Annotated in this window: 19 protein-coding genes; 18 read left to right on the forward strand and 1 reads right to left on the reverse strand. The window is 35.0% G+C overall.

Features of this window, described 5'->3' with window-relative positions:
- Nucleotides 1-26: 26 nt before the first annotated feature.
- The 15 genes from tldD (at nt 27) to AACL18_RS02525 (ending at nt 16,391) form a co-directional block, all read left to right on the forward strand.
- The gene (gene tldD / locus AACL18_RS02455) at nt 27-1,472 is read left to right on the forward strand and encodes a metalloprotease TldD (protein ID WP_339051587.1); all 1,446 of its coding nucleotides are present in this window, start codon (nt 27-29) and stop codon (nt 1,470-1,472) included.
- A gap of 13 nt (nt 1,473-1,485) precedes the next feature.
- The gene (gene msbA / locus AACL18_RS02460; protein WP_339051176.1) at nt 1,486-3,234 is read left to right on the forward strand and encodes a lipid A export permease/ATP-binding protein MsbA; all 1,749 of its coding nucleotides are present in this window, start codon (nt 1,486-1,488) and stop codon (nt 3,232-3,234) included.
- A 63-nt stretch (nt 3,235-3,297) separates the two neighbouring features.
- Nucleotides 3,298-5,418 (forward strand): DUF6311 domain-containing protein, encoded by a 2,121-nt coding sequence (locus AACL18_RS02465; protein ID WP_339051177.1) that lies wholly within the window; start codon nt 3,298-3,300, stop codon nt 5,416-5,418.
- A gap of 42 nt (nt 5,419-5,460) precedes the next feature.
- Nucleotides 5,461-6,453, forward strand: coding sequence for a glycosyltransferase family 2 protein (locus AACL18_RS02470; protein WP_339051178.1), 993 nt, complete (start codon nt 5,461-5,463; stop codon nt 6,451-6,453).
- A 48-nt stretch (nt 6,454-6,501) separates the two neighbouring features.
- Nucleotides 6,502-7,461, forward strand: coding sequence for an NAD-dependent epimerase/dehydratase family protein (locus tag AACL18_RS02475; protein WP_339051179.1), 960 nt, complete (start codon nt 6,502-6,504; stop codon nt 7,459-7,461).
- Nucleotides 7,458-8,762 (forward strand): nucleotide sugar dehydrogenase, encoded by a 1,305-nt coding sequence (locus AACL18_RS02480; protein WP_339051180.1) that lies wholly within the window; start codon nt 7,458-7,460, stop codon nt 8,760-8,762. The genes AACL18_RS02475 and AACL18_RS02480 overlap by 4 nt, the downstream gene beginning before the upstream one ends.
- Nucleotides 8,746-9,618 carry an SDR family oxidoreductase gene (locus AACL18_RS02485; protein WP_339051181.1) on the forward strand — a complete coding sequence of 291 codons (873 nt, stop codon included), beginning with the start codon at nt 8,746-8,748 and terminating at the stop codon, nt 9,616-9,618. Before AACL18_RS02480 ends, AACL18_RS02485 begins: the two co-directional genes overlap by 17 nt.
- Nucleotides 9,615-10,604 carry a Gfo/Idh/MocA family oxidoreductase gene (locus AACL18_RS02490; RefSeq protein WP_339051182.1) on the forward strand — a complete coding sequence of 330 codons (990 nt, stop codon included), beginning with the start codon at nt 9,615-9,617 and terminating at the stop codon, nt 10,602-10,604. The genes AACL18_RS02485 and AACL18_RS02490 overlap by 4 nt, the downstream gene beginning before the upstream one ends.
- Nucleotides 10,588-11,571: a hypothetical protein gene (locus tag AACL18_RS02495; protein ID WP_339051183.1), complete on the forward strand. Its 984-nt coding sequence runs from the start codon at nt 10,588-10,590 to the stop codon at nt 11,569-11,571. Before AACL18_RS02490 ends, AACL18_RS02495 begins: the two co-directional genes overlap by 17 nt.
- A gap of 1 nt (nt 11,572) precedes the next feature.
- On the forward strand, nt 11,573-12,295 hold the full coding sequence (locus tag AACL18_RS02500; protein ID WP_339051184.1) for a sugar phosphate nucleotidyltransferase: 723 nt from the start codon (nt 11,573-11,575) through the stop codon (nt 12,293-12,295).
- On the forward strand, nt 12,280-13,005 hold the full coding sequence (locus tag AACL18_RS02505) for a class I SAM-dependent methyltransferase (RefSeq protein WP_339051186.1): 726 nt from the start codon (nt 12,280-12,282) through the stop codon (nt 13,003-13,005). The genes AACL18_RS02500 and AACL18_RS02505 overlap by 16 nt, the downstream gene beginning before the upstream one ends.
- Before the next feature lie 60 nt (nt 13,006-13,065).
- Nucleotides 13,066-13,824 carry a class I SAM-dependent methyltransferase gene (locus AACL18_RS02510; protein ID WP_339051188.1) on the forward strand — a complete coding sequence of 253 codons (759 nt, stop codon included), beginning with the start codon at nt 13,066-13,068 and terminating at the stop codon, nt 13,822-13,824.
- 12 nt (nt 13,825-13,836) lie between these two features.
- Nucleotides 13,837-14,433, forward strand: a complete 597-nt coding sequence (locus AACL18_RS02515) for an SIS domain-containing protein (RefSeq protein WP_339051189.1) — start codon at nt 13,837-13,839, stop codon at nt 14,431-14,433.
- A 182-nt stretch (nt 14,434-14,615) separates the two neighbouring features.
- Complete coding sequence (locus AACL18_RS02520; protein ID WP_339051191.1) at nt 14,616-15,329, forward strand: transaldolase; 714 nt, start codon at nt 14,616-14,618, stop codon at nt 15,327-15,329.
- Nucleotides 15,330-15,344: 15 nt separating this feature from the next.
- Nucleotides 15,345-16,391: an MraY family glycosyltransferase gene (locus AACL18_RS02525; protein WP_339051192.1), complete on the forward strand. Its 1,047-nt coding sequence runs from the start codon at nt 15,345-15,347 to the stop codon at nt 16,389-16,391.
- Nucleotides 16,392-16,528: 137 nt separating this feature from the next.
- Here AACL18_RS02525 and AACL18_RS02530 read toward each other — a convergent pair whose 3' ends face one another.
- The gene (locus AACL18_RS02530) at nt 16,529-16,732 is read right to left on the reverse strand and encodes a hypothetical protein (protein WP_339051193.1); all 204 of its coding nucleotides are present in this window, start codon (nt 16,730-16,732) and stop codon (nt 16,529-16,531) included.
- Between the two features lie 201 nt (nt 16,733-16,933).
- Here AACL18_RS02530 and AACL18_RS02535 point away from each other — a divergent pair, with 201 nt between their 5' ends.
- The 3 genes from AACL18_RS02535 to AACL18_RS02545 are packed head-to-tail and all read left to right on the forward strand — an operon-like array spanning nt 16,934 to nt 20,201.
- A complete protein-coding gene (locus tag AACL18_RS02535; protein ID WP_339051194.1) occupies nt 16,934-17,770 on the forward strand; it encodes a DUF692 domain-containing protein in 837 nt (278 codons plus the stop codon).
- Entirely contained in the window at nt 17,754-18,536 is a 783-nt protein-coding gene (locus AACL18_RS02540) for a DNA-binding domain-containing protein (protein ID WP_339051196.1), read from the forward strand. Before AACL18_RS02535 ends, AACL18_RS02540 begins: the two co-directional genes overlap by 17 nt.
- The gene (locus AACL18_RS02545; RefSeq protein ID WP_339051198.1) at nt 18,537-20,201 is read left to right on the forward strand and encodes a CTP synthase; all 1,665 of its coding nucleotides are present in this window, start codon (nt 18,537-18,539) and stop codon (nt 20,199-20,201) included. It begins immediately after the preceding gene.
- Nucleotides 20,202-20,206: the final 5 nt, after the last annotated feature.

Here is a 20,206-nt window from a genome sequence, read left to right on the forward strand (position 1 = left end):
TCAGCTAAGTTAGGATGACGAACATGATGAAAAATAGTCTTACTTTAGCCCGTGAAACCCTGTTAGACCCCGCTGGACTGACTGAAAATCAGTTACAAATCATCTTAGGCCGATTATTAACGCCTAAAGTTGATATGGCCGATCTTTATTTTCAAGCAACTCAGTTAGAGAGTTGGGTATTAGAAGATAGTATCGTTAAAAACGGTAGTTTTAATATTGAGCGTGGTGTCGGTGTCCGTGCCATCAGCGGCGAAAAAACAGGTTTTGCTTATTCAGATGATATTATATTACCTGCTTTGGAATCTGCGGCGACAATGGCGGGGAGTATTGTTAGAACTGGGCAGCATGGCCAAATCCATGCTTGGCAGAAAAATTCGTTTATAAAGCCATTATATCAACCAATTAACCCTATTTCTTCCTGGACTGAACAACAGAAATTAAGCTTGCTCCGTGAAGTTGACGAAGTGGCGCGTGCTTGTGATCCTCGCATTAAACACGTGAATGTCAGTTTAGTGGGTGCACAAGAAGTGGTTCTAGTGATTAATAGTGAAGGCTGTATGGCAGCCGATATTCGACCTTTAGTGCGATTAAATATTAGTGTAATTGCAGAAGATAAAGGTTTGCGCGAACAAGGTTTTGCCGGTGGTGGCGGTCGCACCGATTATAGCTATTTTATTAAAGATCAGGTGGCCACTGAGTTAGCAAAAGAAGCGGTCCGCTTAGCTATTCTGAATTTAGATGCAGTAAAAGCACCTGCCGGTACGATGCCCATCGTGTTAGGTCCTGGTTGGCCTGGGGTTTTATTGCATGAAGCCGTAGGACATGGTCTAGAAGGAGACTTCAATCGTAAAGGAAGTTCAGCATTTTCAGGTCGAATAGGTGAGCGTGTCGCTTCTGCAGGATGTACCGTAGTCGATGATGGAACGATTCCTAATCGACGCGGATCGCTCACTATCGATGATGAAGGCACACCAACACAGCGCACGGTTTTAATTGAAAAAGGTATTTTAAAAGCCTATATGATGGATAAATTAAATGCACGCTTGATGGGTACGCAATCGACAGGAAATGGTCGCCGCGAATCGTTTGCGCATTTACCGATGCCGCGCATGACCAATACCTATATGTTACCCGGTCCTTATGTCCCCGAAGAAATTATAGCAACGGTTAAAAAAGGGCTTTATGCTGTGAATTTTTCTGGAGGTCAGGTGGATATTACTTCAGGAAAATTTGTATTTTCTGCCTGTGAAGCTTACTTAATTGAAAATGGTCAAATAACACGGCCGGTTAAAGGCGCCACTTTAATTGGCAATGGCCCTGATGTGTTAAGGCAAGTTTCTATGATCGGTAATGATCTAAAACTAGATAGCGGTATTGGCAGCTGTGGTAAAGAAGGTCAGAGCGTTCCTGTCGGAGTCGGACAACCCACATTAAAAATAGATGCTTTAACAGTAGGTGGTACTGCCATTTAATTAAGAAAAAAATATGACAGAACAACAGACATCGCAATATCACACAGGTTTTTATAGTTATCGACGTTTACTCCACTATCTTCGCTATTATTGGGGTTGGTTTTTATTAGGTATTATTGGCACTATTTTATTGGCCAGTACCGATGCCGGACTTATTTGGTTTTTAAAACCCTTACTTAATAAAGGTTTTGTCGATAAAGATGAGCATTTTATACATTATCTGCCTTTCATTTTAATCTTTGCTTTTTTATTACGTGGTGGAGCAAATTTTTCCTCAAGCTATTGCTTAGCGCGTGTTGCAAGAAGTGTGGTAATGAATATACGCCAGGACATACTTAATAAGTTGTTACGGTTACCAGCTAAATTTTATGATAATACGACATCGGGTCAATTGCTCTCTATCATTATTTATAATGTCGATCAGATAGCCATTGCAAGTACCAATTCTTTAATTACTCTAGTGCAAGAAAGTTTTTTTGTGCTTGGATTGATTGCCGTGATGATAATGGCGAGTTGGCAATTGAGTCTATTATTTTTTATTACCGTACCGACTATGATTTGGATAGCGCGCTATTCCAGTCGCCGTATGCGAAGTTTGAATAATGCGGTTCAAGATTCTATGAGTGAAATGACGCAAGTGGCAGAAGAAGTTATCGATGGCTATAAAGTGATTCGTACCTTTGGCGGCGAAGAATATGAAACTAAAAAATTTCAAACCTTGCTAGAAAGAAATAGATTTCGCGAATTAAAAGTCGTGGTCACTAATTCTTTAGCCAGTTCAGGTGTGCAACTTATTGCTGGCGCTATTGCGGTAGTCACTATCTGTTTAGCCATTTCACATTTAACACATATTACTGCGGGTGGATTTACTTCCATGGTAGGTGCCATGTTGTTATTACTAAAACCGATGCGTAATTTAGCCGCAGTAAATAGCATCATACAACGTGGAATTGCTGCTGCCGGCAGCATTTTTAATTTATTAGATGAAAAAAATGAACTTGATTCTGGTACGCATACGTTTAACGTACTAAAAGGTTGTTTAGAATATCGAAATGTAAGTTTTGCCTATTTATCTGACCAACCTGTCTTACAAGATATTAGTTTTACAATTAATCCTGGTGAGACCATTGCTTTGGTTGGCCGCTCCGGCAGCGGAAAATCTACGTTGGTGAATTTATTGCCACGTTTCTATGATAATTATTTAGGAAAAATTTTAATAGACGGTGTGGATATCCGTGAATTAAAACTAAAAGATCTGCGTAGTCAATTTGCTCTAGTATCGCAGCATGTGACATTATTTAATGATACCATTGCACATAATATTGCTTATGGGCAACTAAGCGATGTGAGCGAATCTATGATAATACGTGCGGCTAAGGCAGCACATGCCATGGAGTTTATCGAGCAATTACCACAAGGACTTGATACTTTAATTGGTGAAAATGGTGTGTTACTATCAGGTGGTCAACGGCAAAGGATTGCAATTGCACGCGCTTTACTTAAAAATTCCCCATTTTTAATTTTAGATGAAGCGACCTCTGCATTGGACACCGAAGCTGAGCGCCATATTCAAGCTGCATTAGAAGAACTTATGCATAATCGGACCACGTTGGTTATTGCACATCGACTTTCCACTGTAGAGAGAGCTAAACAAATTTTAGTGTTAGATGCAGGCTGTATTGTTGAAAGAGGGACACACCAAGAGCTACTCAAAAGAAATGGTTATTACGCCAAACTTTATAGTATGCAGTTTAGAGATTAGTTAAATTTATTTTAAAAATACAGAAATCATTATGGACGATGATTATTTAAATGGATTTTTTTCTTGGATAAATTAAAAAAATACTTTTATTTATGGATGCCTATTTTATCCGGTATTGCTGCGTTCACTCTAATAACAGGAGGAGAAATAGTTTGGCCAACTAACATAGATTGGCTTTTTTTACATGGCGATAATACAAGTAGCTTCGATGCTTGGCAATTTTTTAGACATACACCGATACTTCAAAATCCTTTAGGGGCTATTTATCCCTATGGTATGGGAATGGGAGGATCGATAATCTATTCAGAGCCTCTTTTCCTTTTTGCTTTCCCCTTTAAATTAATTTCTAGTTTTTTACCAACAACTTTTCAATATTCTGGATTGTGGATATTCTCATGTTTTATCTTACAAGCGATTTTTTCTTGGAAATTGCTAGAAAAAATCACCAATGATCGCTGGTTAAAATTATTTGGAAGTCTTTTTTTTGTTTTAGCACCGGCATTTCTTTGGCGTTTGCATGGCAGTTCATCATTTTTGGGACAATGGCTAATTCTAGCAGGAATATGGCTCTATTTATCGTCAAGTTTTCGCAGATATGCTTGGCTTAGTGTGTTAATTATCACGAGCTTAGTGCATGCTTATTTTCTTTTTATGTTATTGGCAATATGGGGAAGTGATCTAATAAAAAGAATAATTTTAAATGAATTGAAATACCTGGAAATAATAAAATATGCTTTTTTAACTATTTTAGTTCTTATATTAGTAATGTGGCAAGCAGGTTACTTTAGTATTCATAGTGGTTTTGAAGGCGCTGGTTTGGGTTATTTCAGAATGAACTTACTGTCTTTTTTTGATCCATCCGATGTTGTTTATAATAGCTGGTCTCGTTTTTTATCAAAGCAACCAAACACTCCGGGAGATTATGAAGGCTTTAGCTATTTAGGTTTTGGAATGCTTATATTAGGGATATTGGGACTGGCTAAATTCTTAGCACTAGACAAAAAAAAATACCTTATCGTTTTAAAGAGAATATTCCCTTTGCTAACAGTAAGTGTTTTATTAATGATATTTGCTCTATCTAATCGAATTGCATTGGGGCAACATGAAATATTAAGTTATAGGTTACCTGATTTTTTCTGTGTATTTAGAGCTTCTGGAAGAATGATATTGCCTATGTATTATTTGATCTATTTAGGCGTGTTTTATATAACAATTGAATCTTATAAAAAATTAAATATAAAATTACTAATTCTGATTTGCCTTTGCTTGCAAATTGTTGATTCTTCAAATATTTATAAGCATTTCAAAGATTATTTTACTCCAAAAAATAATTATATTTCTCCTCTAAAGTCAAACATTTGGACAGAAGCAGAAAAGAAATATAAAAATCTAGTGTATATTTTTCCAGAATATTTTTGGAAATTATTGCCATTAATTGATTATGCAGCATTAAATAAATTAAATACAAATATAGGTTATTTTGCCCGCATTGATTTTAAAAAAGCTTATAAAATTAAAGTTAAATTGATGGATAATATAATTAACGGAAAACTTGATCAGGATACAATGTATGTTATAAAAGAAAAACTATTAAGAAAAATTATTGTTAATTCGCAAATAAATTTTCCATATAAAGTAGTCGAAGCGGATGGTTTTTTTCTATTATTGCCAAATTGGAAGGATAAATCTACTGATGAAGAAAAGTTAAGCTGGAGTCGATCTAATTTATACAAGTTGGGAACCAATATTTCTCTGGAAACAAGTGAAAGTAATTTTAAAGACTATTTAATTTTATTTAATGGCTGGAATATACCCGAGGGTAAAGGTACTTGGTCTGAAGGTGATAATTCTACGTTCTTTCTAATTTTTGAAAAACTCCCTGAGTCTAATTTAATTTTAACCATTCATGCTATACCTTTTGTTACTGAAAAACATCCTAATCTAGCCGTAGATGTATTAGTGAATAATCATTTTGTAGGGAAGTTGCAGTATAAGCTTAATAATTTCTCATACGAGAATAAAATTGAAATACCTAAGACATTAATAAATACTAATGATTTATTAAAAGTTCAATTTATTTATAAAAAACCGATTTCACCAGCTATGTTAAAGATAAATGGCGACTCCCGTATGTTAGGTCTTTTCATTTCTTCTTTCAGATTAGACTCTAAAACAATTCTATAATTTCTAGGTTATATAGCTATTAACAAGGAGTAGAGTTCAAAGATGAAATTTAATAAAGAGATCAAACTATCTATAGTAGTACCTGTTTATAAAGAAGAAAAAAATATTCTTCCTTTTTTAAATAGAATCCAACCCCTATTACTAAGCATGACAACATCTTATGAAATATTATTTTGCCTAGATCCATCGCCCGACTTGACTGAAATAATTATAAGAAAACAAATGGAATATGATTCTGCGATTAAATTAATTCTATTGTCTCGTAAATTTGGACAGCCTGCAGCAACTATAGCTGGTATTTTAAATTGTAAAGGAGAAACCTGCGTAGTAATTGACGTAGATCTACAAGACCCCCCCGAATTAATAAAAGACTTGTATAATAAATTAAATGAGGGTTATGACGTTGTTTATGCAACAAGACGTTCACGAAAAGGAGAGTCATGGATTAAAAAAACCATTGCTTATTTGGGCTACATGTTAATAGCCAAATTAAGTGAAGTGCCTATTCCGCGAAACACGGGTGATTTTCGAATTATGAATCGCCGAGTTATTGAAGAACTGCGTCAATTACATGAGAAACACGGTTTTTTAAGAGGGCTCGTTGCTTTTGTAGGTTTTCGACAAACTTTTATTGAATTTAATAGGGAGCCTCGGTTGTTTGGAAAAAGTAAATATAATCGATATATAGGAGCATTAAAGTTAGCGCTTAATGGTCTTATCAGCTTTAGTACGCGTCCTTTACAAATTATGTCTATTATAGGTTTTCTCACAGCATCTTTTGGTTTCCTATTAGGTGGTTTTTTTGTATTACAAAAAATTACTGGGGTTAATTTAACTCCCGGATTATCTGTAACAATTTTAGCAATAACATTTTTTTCTGGTATTCAATTATTATTCTTAGGTTTAATGGGAGAATATGTTGGACGTATTTATGATGAAGTTAAACGCCGACCTATCTACATTATAGATAAAATTATTGATAATAATCCGTCGGTTTTTTTAAAAAAACTTTCTGAGGAAATTAAATCTAATTAATTAACTATAAATGTATTTAATTACTTGAATTTTAATAAGGATTTTAAATTGCGATATTTTGTAACTGGTTGTGCGGGATTTATTGGAAGCCATTTAGTCGATCGTCTCTTAATCCAAGGACATGAAGTTATAGGTTATGATAATTTATCAACAGGTGTTGTAGAATTTTTGCAGGTTGCAAAGCAGTTTTCAACCTTTAAATTTATTCAAGGAGATTGCCTCGACCAAAAAACTTTACTAGCAAGTATTCCTCCAGCATGTGATGGAATATTCCATTTTGCTGCTAATGCAGATGTAAAAAATGGTATTAATCATACTAATAAAGATTTGCAACAGAATACGATTGCGACCTTTAATGTATTAGAGGCTATGCGTATTACTGGTGTAAAAAAAATTATTTTTTCTTCAACAGGGTCTGTATATGGTGAGGCTGCTATCATACCCACTCCTGAAAATGCTCCTTTTCCGATACAAACATCACTCTATGGTGCTTCGAAGCTAGCGGCTGAAGGTTTAATTCAAGCTTTTAGCGAAGCTTTTGATATACAAGCCTATATTTTTCGTTTTGTATCTATTTTAGGCGAACGTTATACACACGGCCACGTTTTTGATTTTTACCGTCAGTTAGAAAATGATCCCAGACAATTAAAAATTTTAGGTGATGGAGATCAATCTAAATCTTATTTATACATACAAGATTGTATTGACGCTATTTTGTTAACTTTAAAAAAAGCTAATGAAAAAATTAATATATTTAATTTAGGTGTAAATGGTTACTGTCAGGTAAAGGACTCCGTTAAGTGGATTTCAGAAGCTTTAGATATCTCACCCGAATTAATCTATTCAGGAGGAAAACGAGGATGGATAGGAGATAATCCTTTTATATTTTTGGATTGTAAAAAGATTCGTGAATTAGGATGGCTGCCTAAGTTTAACATTCAGGAAAGTATAATTAAAACTTTAGATTATTTAAGAAAAAATGCATGGTTAATGGAGGTCAGAGTATGAAAGTTGCTGTAATAGGCTTATGGCATCTTGGTTGTGTTACAGCAGCTTGTCTTACTAAATTTGGTCATACTGTGGTTGCTTATGATGAAGATCTTCAACTTATTACTCATTTAAAACAAGGGATCGCACCCATATATGAACCTGGCTTAACTGAAATTATGAGTACTGCAAAAAATTCAAACGCATTATATTTCACCAATGATTCTTCTGATCTTAGAGATTCTAATATAATTTGGATAACTTACGATACCACGATCAATGAATTAGGCCAGGCGGATGTTAATGAAGTTAAGAATAGACTAATAAAATTATTTTCATACTTTAAAAATAATGCATTAGTTATTATTTCTTCGCAAATACCGGTAGGGACTACTCAAGAAATAATGAATATTTTCCAACAAAATTATAAAGACAAACAGCTTGATTTTGTTTATTCCCCCGAGAATTTACGTCTAGGTAAATCGATTGAGTTATTTCTGCATCCGGATCGTATCATTATGGGTACTCGTTCCGAATTAAATAAAGTTATTATTAAAAATCTCTTACAGCCTATAGCGGATAAAATAATTTGGATGTCTATTGAATCTGCTGAAATGACTAAACATGCTATCAATGCTTTTTTAGCGACTTCTATTGTTTTTATTAATGAATTAGCAACTTTATGTGAATATTTTGGCGCAGATGCTAATTCTGTTGCATTGGGATTAAAGACAGATATTAGGATAGGAGCTAAAGCCTATTTAGCGCCCGGTGGAGCATTTTCTGGAGGAACTTTAGCGCGAGATATTAATTATATATTGCAAATCAGTGAAAAAGTACACTTTGCTGCTGATTTTTTTAAAGCAATTTTATTAAGTAATCAGAGACATGAAAACTGGCTACAAAAAAAAATAACTGAAAATTTTGGTGAATTAAAAGGAAAAAGAATGGCTATTTTAGGGTTAGCCTATAAACACGGAACGGATTCTTTAAGACATTCTTTAGCCATTAATATTAGTTTATGGCTTAGCTCACAAGGTGTGATTGTAAATGCCTATGATCCCACCATAAAAAGTTTAGTACCTGAATTAGAAAAAATCATCTATTTGCAACCAGATATAGATTCTGCACTTGATAAAGCCGATGCGATTATTCTTGGAACTGAATGCCCAGAGTTTATGAATATTCAAATTGAACAATTAGCTACAGATTTGCGAAAACCTTACATATTTGATACGAGTGGTTTTTTAAGTAAGCAACTAGAGGGTAAAAAAGCTATTAAATATTTTAGAGTAGGATGTAATAATGAAATTACTGAATAAAAAAGCCATTATTAGCGGCGCTAGTAAAGGCTTGGGATCAGCTATTGCGCAAGCATATGTGAAAGCTGGCGCTAGTGTGGTGATCTGTGCGAGAAATAGAATCCAACTTTTAAAAAAACAGGCTGAATTACAGGGTATTGCATCTGTTAATAACAAAGTTATTGCTATTCCTACTGATGTCGCTTCACCTGAGCAAGTCGAATATTTAATTAAAATTGCTGAAGAGGAGTTGGGGGGCGTAGATATTTTAGTGGCAAATGCTGGGGTTTATGGGCCTAAGGGACCGCTCGAATCACTTGATTGGCAAGCATGGAGTGATGCAATAGATATTAATTTAAAAGGTACGGTTCTGCAATGCCGAGCTGTTATTCCTTTACTAAAAAAGCAAAAAAAGGGAAAAATTATTATCATATCAGGTGGTGGGGCCACTAAACCTATGCCCAACTTTAGTGCTTATGCTGCCTCTAAAGCAGGCATTGTACGTTTTTCAGAAACTCTTGCCAACGAGTTGCTGCCATTTAACATTGATGTGATGGCTATTTCACCCGGCGCGTTAAATACGGGCTTTTTAGATGAAGTGTTAAGTGCTGGGCCAGAAAATGTGGGACATAAGTTTTATCAAGTATCAATTGAGCAAGCAAAAACTGGCGGATCTTCACCGGAATTAGCAGCAGAATTATCTGTATATCTTGCTTCGGATGCAGCAGATGGTATTACTGGGAAATTGATTAGTGCGGTTTGGGATCCCTGGAATAATTTACATGAATACTATCCAGAAATTGCTATGACGGATATTTATACTTTACGTAGAATTAAACCTGAAATTCGTAAAAAATATGAGGAAGATTTATCATGAATGTTGCTATTATTGGCTGTGGTTTGATTGGTAATAAGCGAGCTCAGTGTTTAAAAGGTGGACATTTATTATATTGTGTGGATAAAAATTTGCAGCGTGCACAAAATTTAGCAAGTCAAACCCCCGGGTGTAAAGTGCTATCAAATTGGGAAGAGGTTATGTCTAAATCAGAGATAGATATAGTCATTATAGCCACTACACATGAAGTATTAACCGAAATTAGTTTGGCTGCAATTAAAGCTGGAAAAAACGTATTAATTGAGAAACCTGGTGCGCGATTTAGTAAGGAGTTGGAACCGGTTATAGTAGCTATGGAAAAATCTAATGTTATTGTGAAAGTTGGATTTAATCATCGTTACCATAAAGCACTTTTAAAAGCCTATGAAATATACAAAGCAGGTGAATTGGGTGAATTAATGTTTATTAGAGGTCATTATGGTCATGGTGGTCGAATCGGTTACGATAAAGAATGGCGTTCTAACCCTGAATTATCTGGTGGTGGTGAATTATTGGATAAGGGAATACATTTAGTTGATCTTTCACGTTGGTTTTTAGGCGAATTTGCTGAAGTAGAGGGTTTTGCACATACTTATTACTGGGATAGACCAGTGGATGATAACGGGTTTATTTTATTAAAAACAACCGCAAAACAAACTGCTTTCCTGCATGCCAGTTGTACAGAATGGAAGAATTTATTTTCTTTTGAAATTTACGGAAAAAAAGCTAAGTTAGAAATTCAAGGTTTAGGGGGTAGTTATGGCGTAGAACGTTTAAGTTACTATAAAATGTTGCCACACATGGGCCCTCCCGAAACATATATTTGGGAATATCCTATGGGTGATGATTCATGGCAGTTAGAGTTTTCTGCTTTAATAGATGATATTAAACATCGACACCAAGCAAATCCTGGGCTAAAGGATGCTCATGCTGCTTTAACGATAGTAGAAAAGGTAGCGCAAGGATCGGGTTATGCTTATCACACGTAGTCCGTTAAGAATTTCTCTTGGAGGAGGAGGTACTGATTTACCTTCTTATTATTCTAAGCATGGTGGGTTTCTTATTGCTGCTGCGATCGATAAATATGTCTATATCACGCTACATCAAACTTTTATAGAAAACTTAATTATAAAATATTCTAGTTTAGAAAAAGTTAATAAACTTGACGATATTCAACACCCTATTATTCGAGAATCGTTAAAATATATTGGAATTGAAGCTTCGCATTTAGAAATTTCTAGTATGGCTGATATACCCGCAGGTACCGGTTTAGGTTCATCAGGTAGTTTTACTACGGCGCTTTTAAAAAATCTTCATGCCTACAAAAAAAATTTAGTTCATCCCCAGGATTTAGCAGAACAAGCTTGTCATATTGAATTAGAACGAGTCGCGGAACCTATTGGAAAACAAGATCAATATATAGCGGCTTACGGTGGATTGACATGTTTTGAATTTTCCCCAGAGGGTAATGTTAGTGCCAATCCTTTAAAAATAGTTTTAGATACACTCTATCAACTGGAAGATAATTTATTGTTATTTTTTACTGGCTATTCTCGTTCTGCATCAACTATTCTAAAAGAACAAGACGAAAAAAGTAAAAATAATAATCAAGAAATGATCGAGCATCTACATTTCATTAAAGAACTTGCATTTGCAAGTAAAACCGCTTTAGAAGCAGGAGATTTAATTGAATTTTCTGCCTTGATGAATAAGCATTGGTCACATAAACAAACCCGATCTAAAAACATGAGTAATACAAAAATTAACCAATGGTATGAGTTAGCTCTTAATAATGGGGCTTTAGGGGGAAAACTAATTGGTGCAGGTGGAGGAGGATTCTTGATGTTTTTTGCAAAAGATAAAGTGCTATTACGGCGAAAGATGAGAGAGGCTGGCCTCCAAGAAGTGAGATTTCGCTTCGATTTTGAAGGGACTAAATTAATTGCTCAATCATAAAATGAATAAATTATTTCCTATAGTTATTTTAGCCGGTGGTTTAGCAACGCGATTAGGGTCATTGTCTAAAAAGACACCTAAATCTTTGATTATAGTGAATGAAGAACCTTTTATTGCACATCAATTACGGTTACTAAAAAGCCAAGGGTTCGAAAGAGTGATTTTATGTATCGGTTATTTAGGTGATTTGATCCGAGAATATGTGAAAAACGGTAAGCAATTTGGGTTGTCAGTAACTTATGCGAACGATGGTAAAAAATTATTAGGCACAGCTGGAGCCATAAAGAATGCATTATCCCTAATAGAAGGAAATTTTTTTGTGTTATATGGTGATAGTTATTTAATAGTCGACTATAAAAATATTCAGAGGATTTTTGAAGAACAAAAAAAACCTGTTTTAATGACCATTTTTAAAAATAATGATATAGGTGATGTCAGTAACATAGAGTTAGTTGGAACTCAAATTATTAAATATGATAAAAAAAATAAAACCAATAATATGAGCCATATTGATTATGGCTTATCTTTGTTTGCAAAAAATATTTTCCTTAATAATGACTTTTACGGTGATTTGAGCGATCTTTACCGGAAGCTCGTTGAAGAAAATCAATTAGCTCACTATGAAGTTTTTCAGCGTTTTTATGAAATAGGTTCACTCAACGGTTTAAGTGAATTTAAAAAACTCATGAAAGAAAAAAAGGCATCCTTATGTCCGATAATATAAAATGGCCCAAAATTTTTCCAGAATTAACTGCAAAACAAAAAAGGATCAGTAATGATTTCATACATTATTGGCATACCATATTACCTAAAAAATATATTTCTATAGAAAATTTTAATAATAATTATGTTATTGAGAATAAGCCACTTAATTTTATAAAAACATTAGAAATTGGTGCAGGCCTTGGTGAGCATCTCTTTTACGAAACTTTATCTTATGAACAACGTAAAAATTATGTTGCTTTTGAATTACGTGCAAATATGGCAGTACAAATAAAAAATAATCATCCTGATATACAAGTTATAGTTGGCGATTGTCAGAGGAAGATCCCAGTTCAAGATAATGAGTTTGATAGGATTCTAGCCATACATGTATTGGAGCATCTACCTAATTTGCCTGCAGCGATTAAGGAAATTTATAGAGTGTGTCATAAAAAAAACGGTTTTTTTGCTGTAGTTATTCCTTGCGAGAAGGGAATGGCCTATTCATTCGCAAGAAAAATTTCTGCGCAAAGAATTTTTGAAAAAAGATATAAGCAATCTTATAAATGGTTTATAGAACGCGAACATGTCAACGTTCCAAAAGAAATCCTAGAAGAAATTACTCCTTATTTTAAATTAGAATCTCAAAAATTTTTTCCATTTAATTGGTTGCCATTTATTTGGTGTAATCTTTGTATAGGGCTTATTTTTAAGCCAATATTAAACCAATAAATTTTATTGGTTTATATAATATCATTTTATATTTAAATATTTTAAATGGAACACTTTTTTATGAAAGTAGGTAATGATAAATGGCCTAAAATCTTTTCAGAATTAAATGAAGAACAAAAATGGATACGTGATGATTTCATGAAATATTTATATACTATTTTTCCCAAGAAATTTTCATTTCTCGAACGTTTTAATAATAATTATATAATTAAAACTAGACCTGCAACTTTTACTAAAACTTTAGAAATTGGAGCAGGTTTAGGTGAGCATATCTTTCATGAACAACTTTCGGATTTGCAGAGACAAAATTATGTTGCTCTTGAATTGAGAGAAAATATGGCTGAAGGTATACGGAATAAGCATCCTGATATTCAAATTTGGGTAGGAGATTGTCAGGAAAAAATTCCTGCGCCCGATCATGAGTTTGATCGGATTATTGCTTCCCATGTCTTGGAGCATCTTCCGAATTTACCTAAAGCCATTAAAGAAATTTATCGCGTGTGCCATAAACAACAGGGTGTTTTTTCTGTAGTCATTCCTTGTGAAGGTGGATTTGGGTATTCGATTGGAAGAAAAATTTCTGTACAAAGAATCTTTGAAAAAAGATATCAACAAACCTATAAATGGTTTATTGAACGAGAACATGTCAACGTGCCGCAAGAAATTTTAGATGAAATTCAACCTTATTTTAAATTAGTATCACGTGAGTTCTTTCCTTTAAAATTTTTACCCTATACTTGGTGCAATATTTCTATAGGCCTGAATTTTAAGCCAAAAAAACTAGATGAGATTACAGATCAACCTATTTATTTTGATTAAAATGGATTTTATATGTTTGCAGAAAAATTTTTATCAGAAACTAAATTTATAATTAATGAGTTAAATTTAAATCATATTGAACAAATAGTAGATTTGTTACTAGAAATAAGAGAAAAAAAAGGACGTTTGTTTTTTTTGGGTGTAGGCGGTAGTGCGGCGAATGCTTCACATGCTGTGAATGACTTTAGGAAAATTGTAGGAATCGAAGCTTATACTCCAACTGATAACATTGCTGAATTAACAGCGCGGACAAATGATGATGGTTGGCGTTCGGTTTTCTCAAACTGGTTGGCAGCGAGTCAATTATCTGCCAAGGATATGTTATTTGTTTTGTCTGTAGGCGGAGGCGATTTGCAAAAAAATATTAGTCCTAATCTCATCGCTGCTTTGGATTACGGGAAGGAACAAGGTTGTAAAATAGTGGGTATTTTGGGTAGGGACGGAGGTTATACTGCAAAACTTGCTGATTCCTATGTATTAATTCCAACAGTTAATGTGGATCACATTACACCGCATGCAGAGGCCTTCCAAGCTGTGCTATGGCATCTAATGGTTGCACACCCCAAATTAAAAGTCACAACCACAAAATGGGAATCTGTGCCGGTGTAAATTCATTATGGCCGGCTAAAAACAATACGCAGATAAAAAATTTTGTCAGTTGCAGGTTTAACACATTTTAATTATTCACCATGATAATTTTGTTTAACAATTTAACGAGTATTTCCAGAATGTGTTGGCGTAAATTCAGATTGATTCAGGAATCTTTTTTCTTCAGTTAAGGAGTAGATTGGATGAAACTCAAAGATTTAACTGTTAAATTATTTGCTGACGGAGCAGATATAGCAACCATGTTTGATTTATATCAAAACACTTTAATTAAGGGATTTACAACCAATCCCACTTTAATGAAAAAATCCGGCATCACCAATTATCAAAAATTTGCTTTAGAAATTTTACAGGTGATTCCAGATCGACCTGTTTCATTTGAAGTTTTCTCAGATGAGTTGATTGAAATGAGACGCCAAGCATTGGCTATCAATGCATGGGCAGAAAATGTTTATGTTAAAATCCCAATTACAGATACTTATGGTAAATTTACTTTCAAGTTAATTAAAGACCTCGCTCAGCAAGGGGTCAAACAAAATATTACTGCATTGACTACGTATGAACAAGTAGTACAGGTAAGCCGAATATTGGGAAATATTACGCCCGCCTATATTTCGGTTTTTGCGGGGAGGGTTGCTGATACCGGTATTGATCCAGTACCCTTGATGACTAAGTCTGCCGAATTTTTAAAAGACAGACCGAATCAACAGCTAATTTGGGCAAGTCCTAGAGAAGTGTTTAATATCATACAAGCTGAAAATAGTCATTGTCATGTTATCACATTGACCAATGATATTTTAAAAAAATTGGATTGGATAGGTAGAGATTTAAACGAAGTTTCTTTGGCTACAGTGAAAATGTTTAGAAAGGATGCTATAGAGGCTGAATTTGTATTATAAGAAAATGAGATAAAAATGTTTAATTTTCTATCCGCAGTACTTGTTTTCTGCATTACTATATTTGGTGTTGTTCTATTACGCCCTTTAGCTTTACGCCTGGATTTAATCGATACACCCGATATTCGAAAACAACACCAAGGCAACATCCCTTTGATAGGTGGTTTAGCGATGTTAATGGGTTTATTAGTTGGCTTATTAACCTTGCCTATTTCTCTACAAAGTTATCGTAGTTTCATTGCTGGATCGGCTTTATTAGTTTTTGTTGGCATGTTAGATGACTTTCGAGAACTATCACCAAAAAGTCGTTTTTTTGCACAAATTGCTGCAGTATTATTGATGATTTTTTGGGGAAATAATTATATTACACATCTGGGCAATCTGATCTTTTTTAAAGATATTTATTTAGGTCATTACACCAGTTTAATCGTGACATTGATTGCCGGATTGGGAATAATTAATGCCATTAATATGATAGATGGTATTGACGGGCTGGCAGGAACCTTAGTCTTAGTGGAATTAATTTTATTAATTTTTGCGGCTATGTTTACCCAACATTTTTCTGCTGCAAGTATTTTGCTGCTAATGGTTACTAGTGTGCTAGGTTTTCTTTGCTTTAATTTTCCTTTTTTCAGTCGCGCGCATGCACAGGTATTCATGGGTGATGCTGGAAGTATGTTGTTAGGCTTTGGTTTAGTATGGTTTTTAATAGAACTTTCACAAAGCAATTTTCGGCCAATAACGCCAGTGACCATGTTATGGATAATGTCAATGCCATTATTTGATGCTACAGCGGTCATGCTATATCGGTTAATAAAAGGCCAATCGGTTGTTTTTTCAGATAGACAACATGGTCATCATTTATTATTAGCTGTAAATTTTTCTCCTCTACAAATTAATATACTTTTCGGTTGTACAAATTTTGTATTAGGTTTAATTGGTTTGTGCGCTTTTTATTATCAGTTTAATGAAAGCATTATGTTTATGAGTTTTTTACTAATTTTTATTATTTATTTTTTTGTTGTCAATAATTGCCGCAATTCGTTTATAAAAAATAAAAAATAGATTATTTTTTGTGCGTTTATTAACTGAAAATTAAAAAATACTTGCTTTCTTTTACAATTATGTATAAAAACTAAGTGTCACTAGCTGTTCTATAGTGTAATGCTATAAGCAGTGGATTAGTGACAGAAAAATTTTTCTTATCCATTTTTATACAGGGGATAGATGATCATGATCATGAAAAAGTCTGGTTTAATTATTGCTGCTACTGCAGCCGCTATATTCTTATCTGGTTGTGCAACAGGTGCGCGAAACATTCCAGAAAATACACCAATCTGTGAAACACCTTGTGCACCACCTTGTGCCGCTCCATGTAATACATGTAAATGTATGAGCCGATGCAAGCAAGTATGTCCTCCAAAAAGACATCACCGCCGTCACCATCGTCGTTGCAGAACTGCTGAAAATGCAACCAGCCAAATGAATGGATAATAATTAATTATTAGTATGGCTATTCTTTAGCTGTATGACTGTGTAGAATGAAGCCGCGTAACAATACGCGGCTTTTTTTTGTTATGAGATTTTTTATAGGTTAATTCCTGACGATGGATGCTTTTCTAGGTTTTGGTCTTGGTTTACGAACCCAACATTATTCTTACATTTTAGAACATCGACCTAAAATAGATTGGTTTGAAGCGATAACTGAAGATTATTTAGTACCCGGCGGAAAACCTCTTCATTATCTTAATCGTATTCGTGAATTTTATCCATTAGCTATGCATGGTGTTTCTTTATCAGTAGGAAGTTGTGATCCGCTTAATATGGAATATTTAAAAAAAGTAAAAATATTGGCTGATAAAATACAACCGGTTTGGATCTCTGATCATTTATGCTGGACGGGAATTGATGGCTTAAATATGCATGATTTATTGCCTTTACCTTATACTGAAGAAGCGGTAAAACATGTGGTTGATCGGGTTAAACAAGTACAAGATTTTTTAGGCCGACAGATTTTATTAGAAAATGTTTCTAGTTACATTGAATATTGCGATTCTAAAGTCCCTGAATGGGAATTTTTAACGTCTATCGCTGAACAAGCCGATTGTTTAATCTTACTTGATATTAATAATATTTATGTCAGCTCTGTGAACCATCATTTCGATCCATTAGACTACTTAAATGCAATCCCTATCCATAGAGTACGTCAGTTTCATTTAGCGGGACATAAAAATTGTGGGGATTATATTATTGATACACACGATGCACCCATTATCGATGGTGTTTGGTCGCTATATGCACAAGCAGTCAAAAGATATGGCAGGGTTGCCACCATGATAGAACGTGATGATGATATACCTGAGTTTCCTATTTTATTCGACGAATTACAACAGGCCAAAAAGATAGCAAAAAACATTTGGAAAGAAAATGTCTGCATTAGCTAATTTGCAACAGAGTTTGCAAACCCATGTCATGGGTGAAGATGAGCAAATTTTAAACCAGTTAGTGATGCCGGTTAGAGGCACGATACACGAGCGCTTAGCTGTCTATAGTAATGCTTATGATTGGCGCTTGATAGATGCTTTACATCAAGAATACGGATTGCTAGCTAAACTATTAGGTGATGAAGCCTTCTCCGAGCTGGCAGAAGCCTTTATCGATGCGTATCCATCACAATTTTATTCGATAGCAATGTTTAGTGAACCTTTAGCGCAATTTTTAGGCGAATATACCCCTTACTCTGAACAGCCCCATTTAAGTGAATTAGCAAAATTGATTAAAGCCTTAATTGTTAGTTTAGAAGCAGCTGATGCTTCTTTCTTAAATTTTGAAGCTTTAACGAATATTGCAGAACAAAATTGGCCGTCTTTGTGTTTTAAATTTCATCCCTCGGTACAATATTTTTGCTTTAATTATAATAGCTACGCGATCTGGCAAGCCTTAGTCCAAGAAAAATCGGTACCGAACGTACAAATGACGAAGACTCATTGCGTGGTCTGGCGTAAAGAATTACAGTCCTACGCAGTTGCTTTAACCGAGGTCGAAGCATTAGTATTAAACCTCCTACAACAAGGTTCTTGCTTTGCGGATGTCTGTGAAGCAGTTTATGATAAAGGTTTTATGGTTGAATCCCAAGCAGCAAGCTTTGTGGCTAATTTATTAGCAACTTGGCTAAATAATCATTTATTTTCGGAGGTTAAACTCTCTTAAATGGCGACACGATATATATTTATTACGGGTGGTGTAGTTTCTTCCTTGGGAAAAGGTATTGCTGCAGCCTCCTTGGCGGCCATTTTAGAGTCAAGAGGGCTTAAAGTTAGCTTGCTAAAGTTGGATCCCTACTTGAACCTTGATCCCGGTACGATGAGTCCTTATCAGCATGGCGAAGTTTTTGTCACAGAAGATGGCGCGGAAACTGATTTGGATTTGGGTCATTATGAGCGCTTTGTACGCGCTAAAATGACTAAAGACAATAATTTTACAGCGGGGCAGATTTATGCTCGGGTATTACGTAAAGAACGCCGCGGTGACTATTTAGGTGGTACCGTGCAAGTTATTCCGCACGTTACTGATGAAATTAAACAAGCGATATTAAAAGGCGCGCATGGAGCGGATATTGCTTTAGTCGAAATTGGTGGTACGGTAGGGGATATTGAATCGTTACCATTCCTAGAAGCGATTCGTCAATTACGTATCGAACTAGGTACTCAATTTACGTTATTTATTCATTTGACCTTAGTCCCTTATATTAGTACTGCAGGTGAAATCAAAACAAAACCGACTCAACATTCCACTAAAGAATTACGTTCAATAGGCATATCGGCCGATATGCTTATTTGTCGATCAAAAGAAGAAATCCCCGAACATGCACGAGAAAAAATCGCCTTATTTACCAACGTTGAATTGTCTGGCGTTATTTCATTACCCGATGTGAATAATATTTATCGAGTACCGTTGTTATTACATCAACAAAGTGTGGATGAAAGGGTATTACAACGTTTTGGTTTGAAAGATTACCCTCCTGCGGATTTAAAAGCTTGGGCAGAGGTGGTTGCTGCTAAAGAAAATCCTACCGCTGAAGTGAAAATTGGCATGGTCGGTAAATATATGGGTCTTGCAGATTCCTATAAATCTCTGAGCGAAGCTCTAGTGCATGCAGGAATTAAAACACATACGCATGTGAATGTGGTCTACATTGATGCTGAAGCTTTAGAACAGCAGGGCGTAAAGCTACTCGAGCCTTTAGACGCAATTCTGGTCCCGGGTGGTTTTGGTAAACGTGGAATAGCAGGTAAGATTCTAGCTGCACAGTATGCCCGTGAAAATAAAATCCCTTATCTAGGAATTTGTTTAGGTATGCAGACGGCCTTGATTGAGTTTGCTCGACATGTAGCAGGATTAAATAATGCTCATAGTACAGAGTTTGATGCGGATACACCTTATCCTGTCGTAGCTTTGGTAACAGAATGGACTACAGCCGATGGTCAACGTGAAAAACGCGATAAAGATTCTGATTTAGGTGGAACGATGCGTTTAGGTGGCCAAATTTGCTGTCTAAAACAAGGCAGCAAAGCCAGAAAGTTATATGGTCGCGATAGTATTATTGAACGCCATCGACATCGTTATGAAGTTAACAATCAATTATTACCTTGCTTAGAAAAGGCTGGATTAATAGTTTCCGGCCGTTCTGAAGATGGAACATTGGTGGAGATGATCGAACTGGAAAACCATCCTTGGTTTATAGGTTGTCAATTTCATCCGGAATTTACATCGAATCCACGTGATGGTCATCCTTTATTTGTAGGTTTTGTTGAAGCGGCCAAATTACAACATAAGCATTTAACGGAAAGTGCTAATTTACCATCGAATTTTTAAAATTT

The organism is Rickettsiella endosymbiont of Xylota segnis, assembly GCF_964019545.1.
In the GTDB taxonomy this organism is placed as follows: Bacteria; Pseudomonadota; Gammaproteobacteria; order Diplorickettsiales; family Diplorickettsiaceae; genus Aquirickettsiella.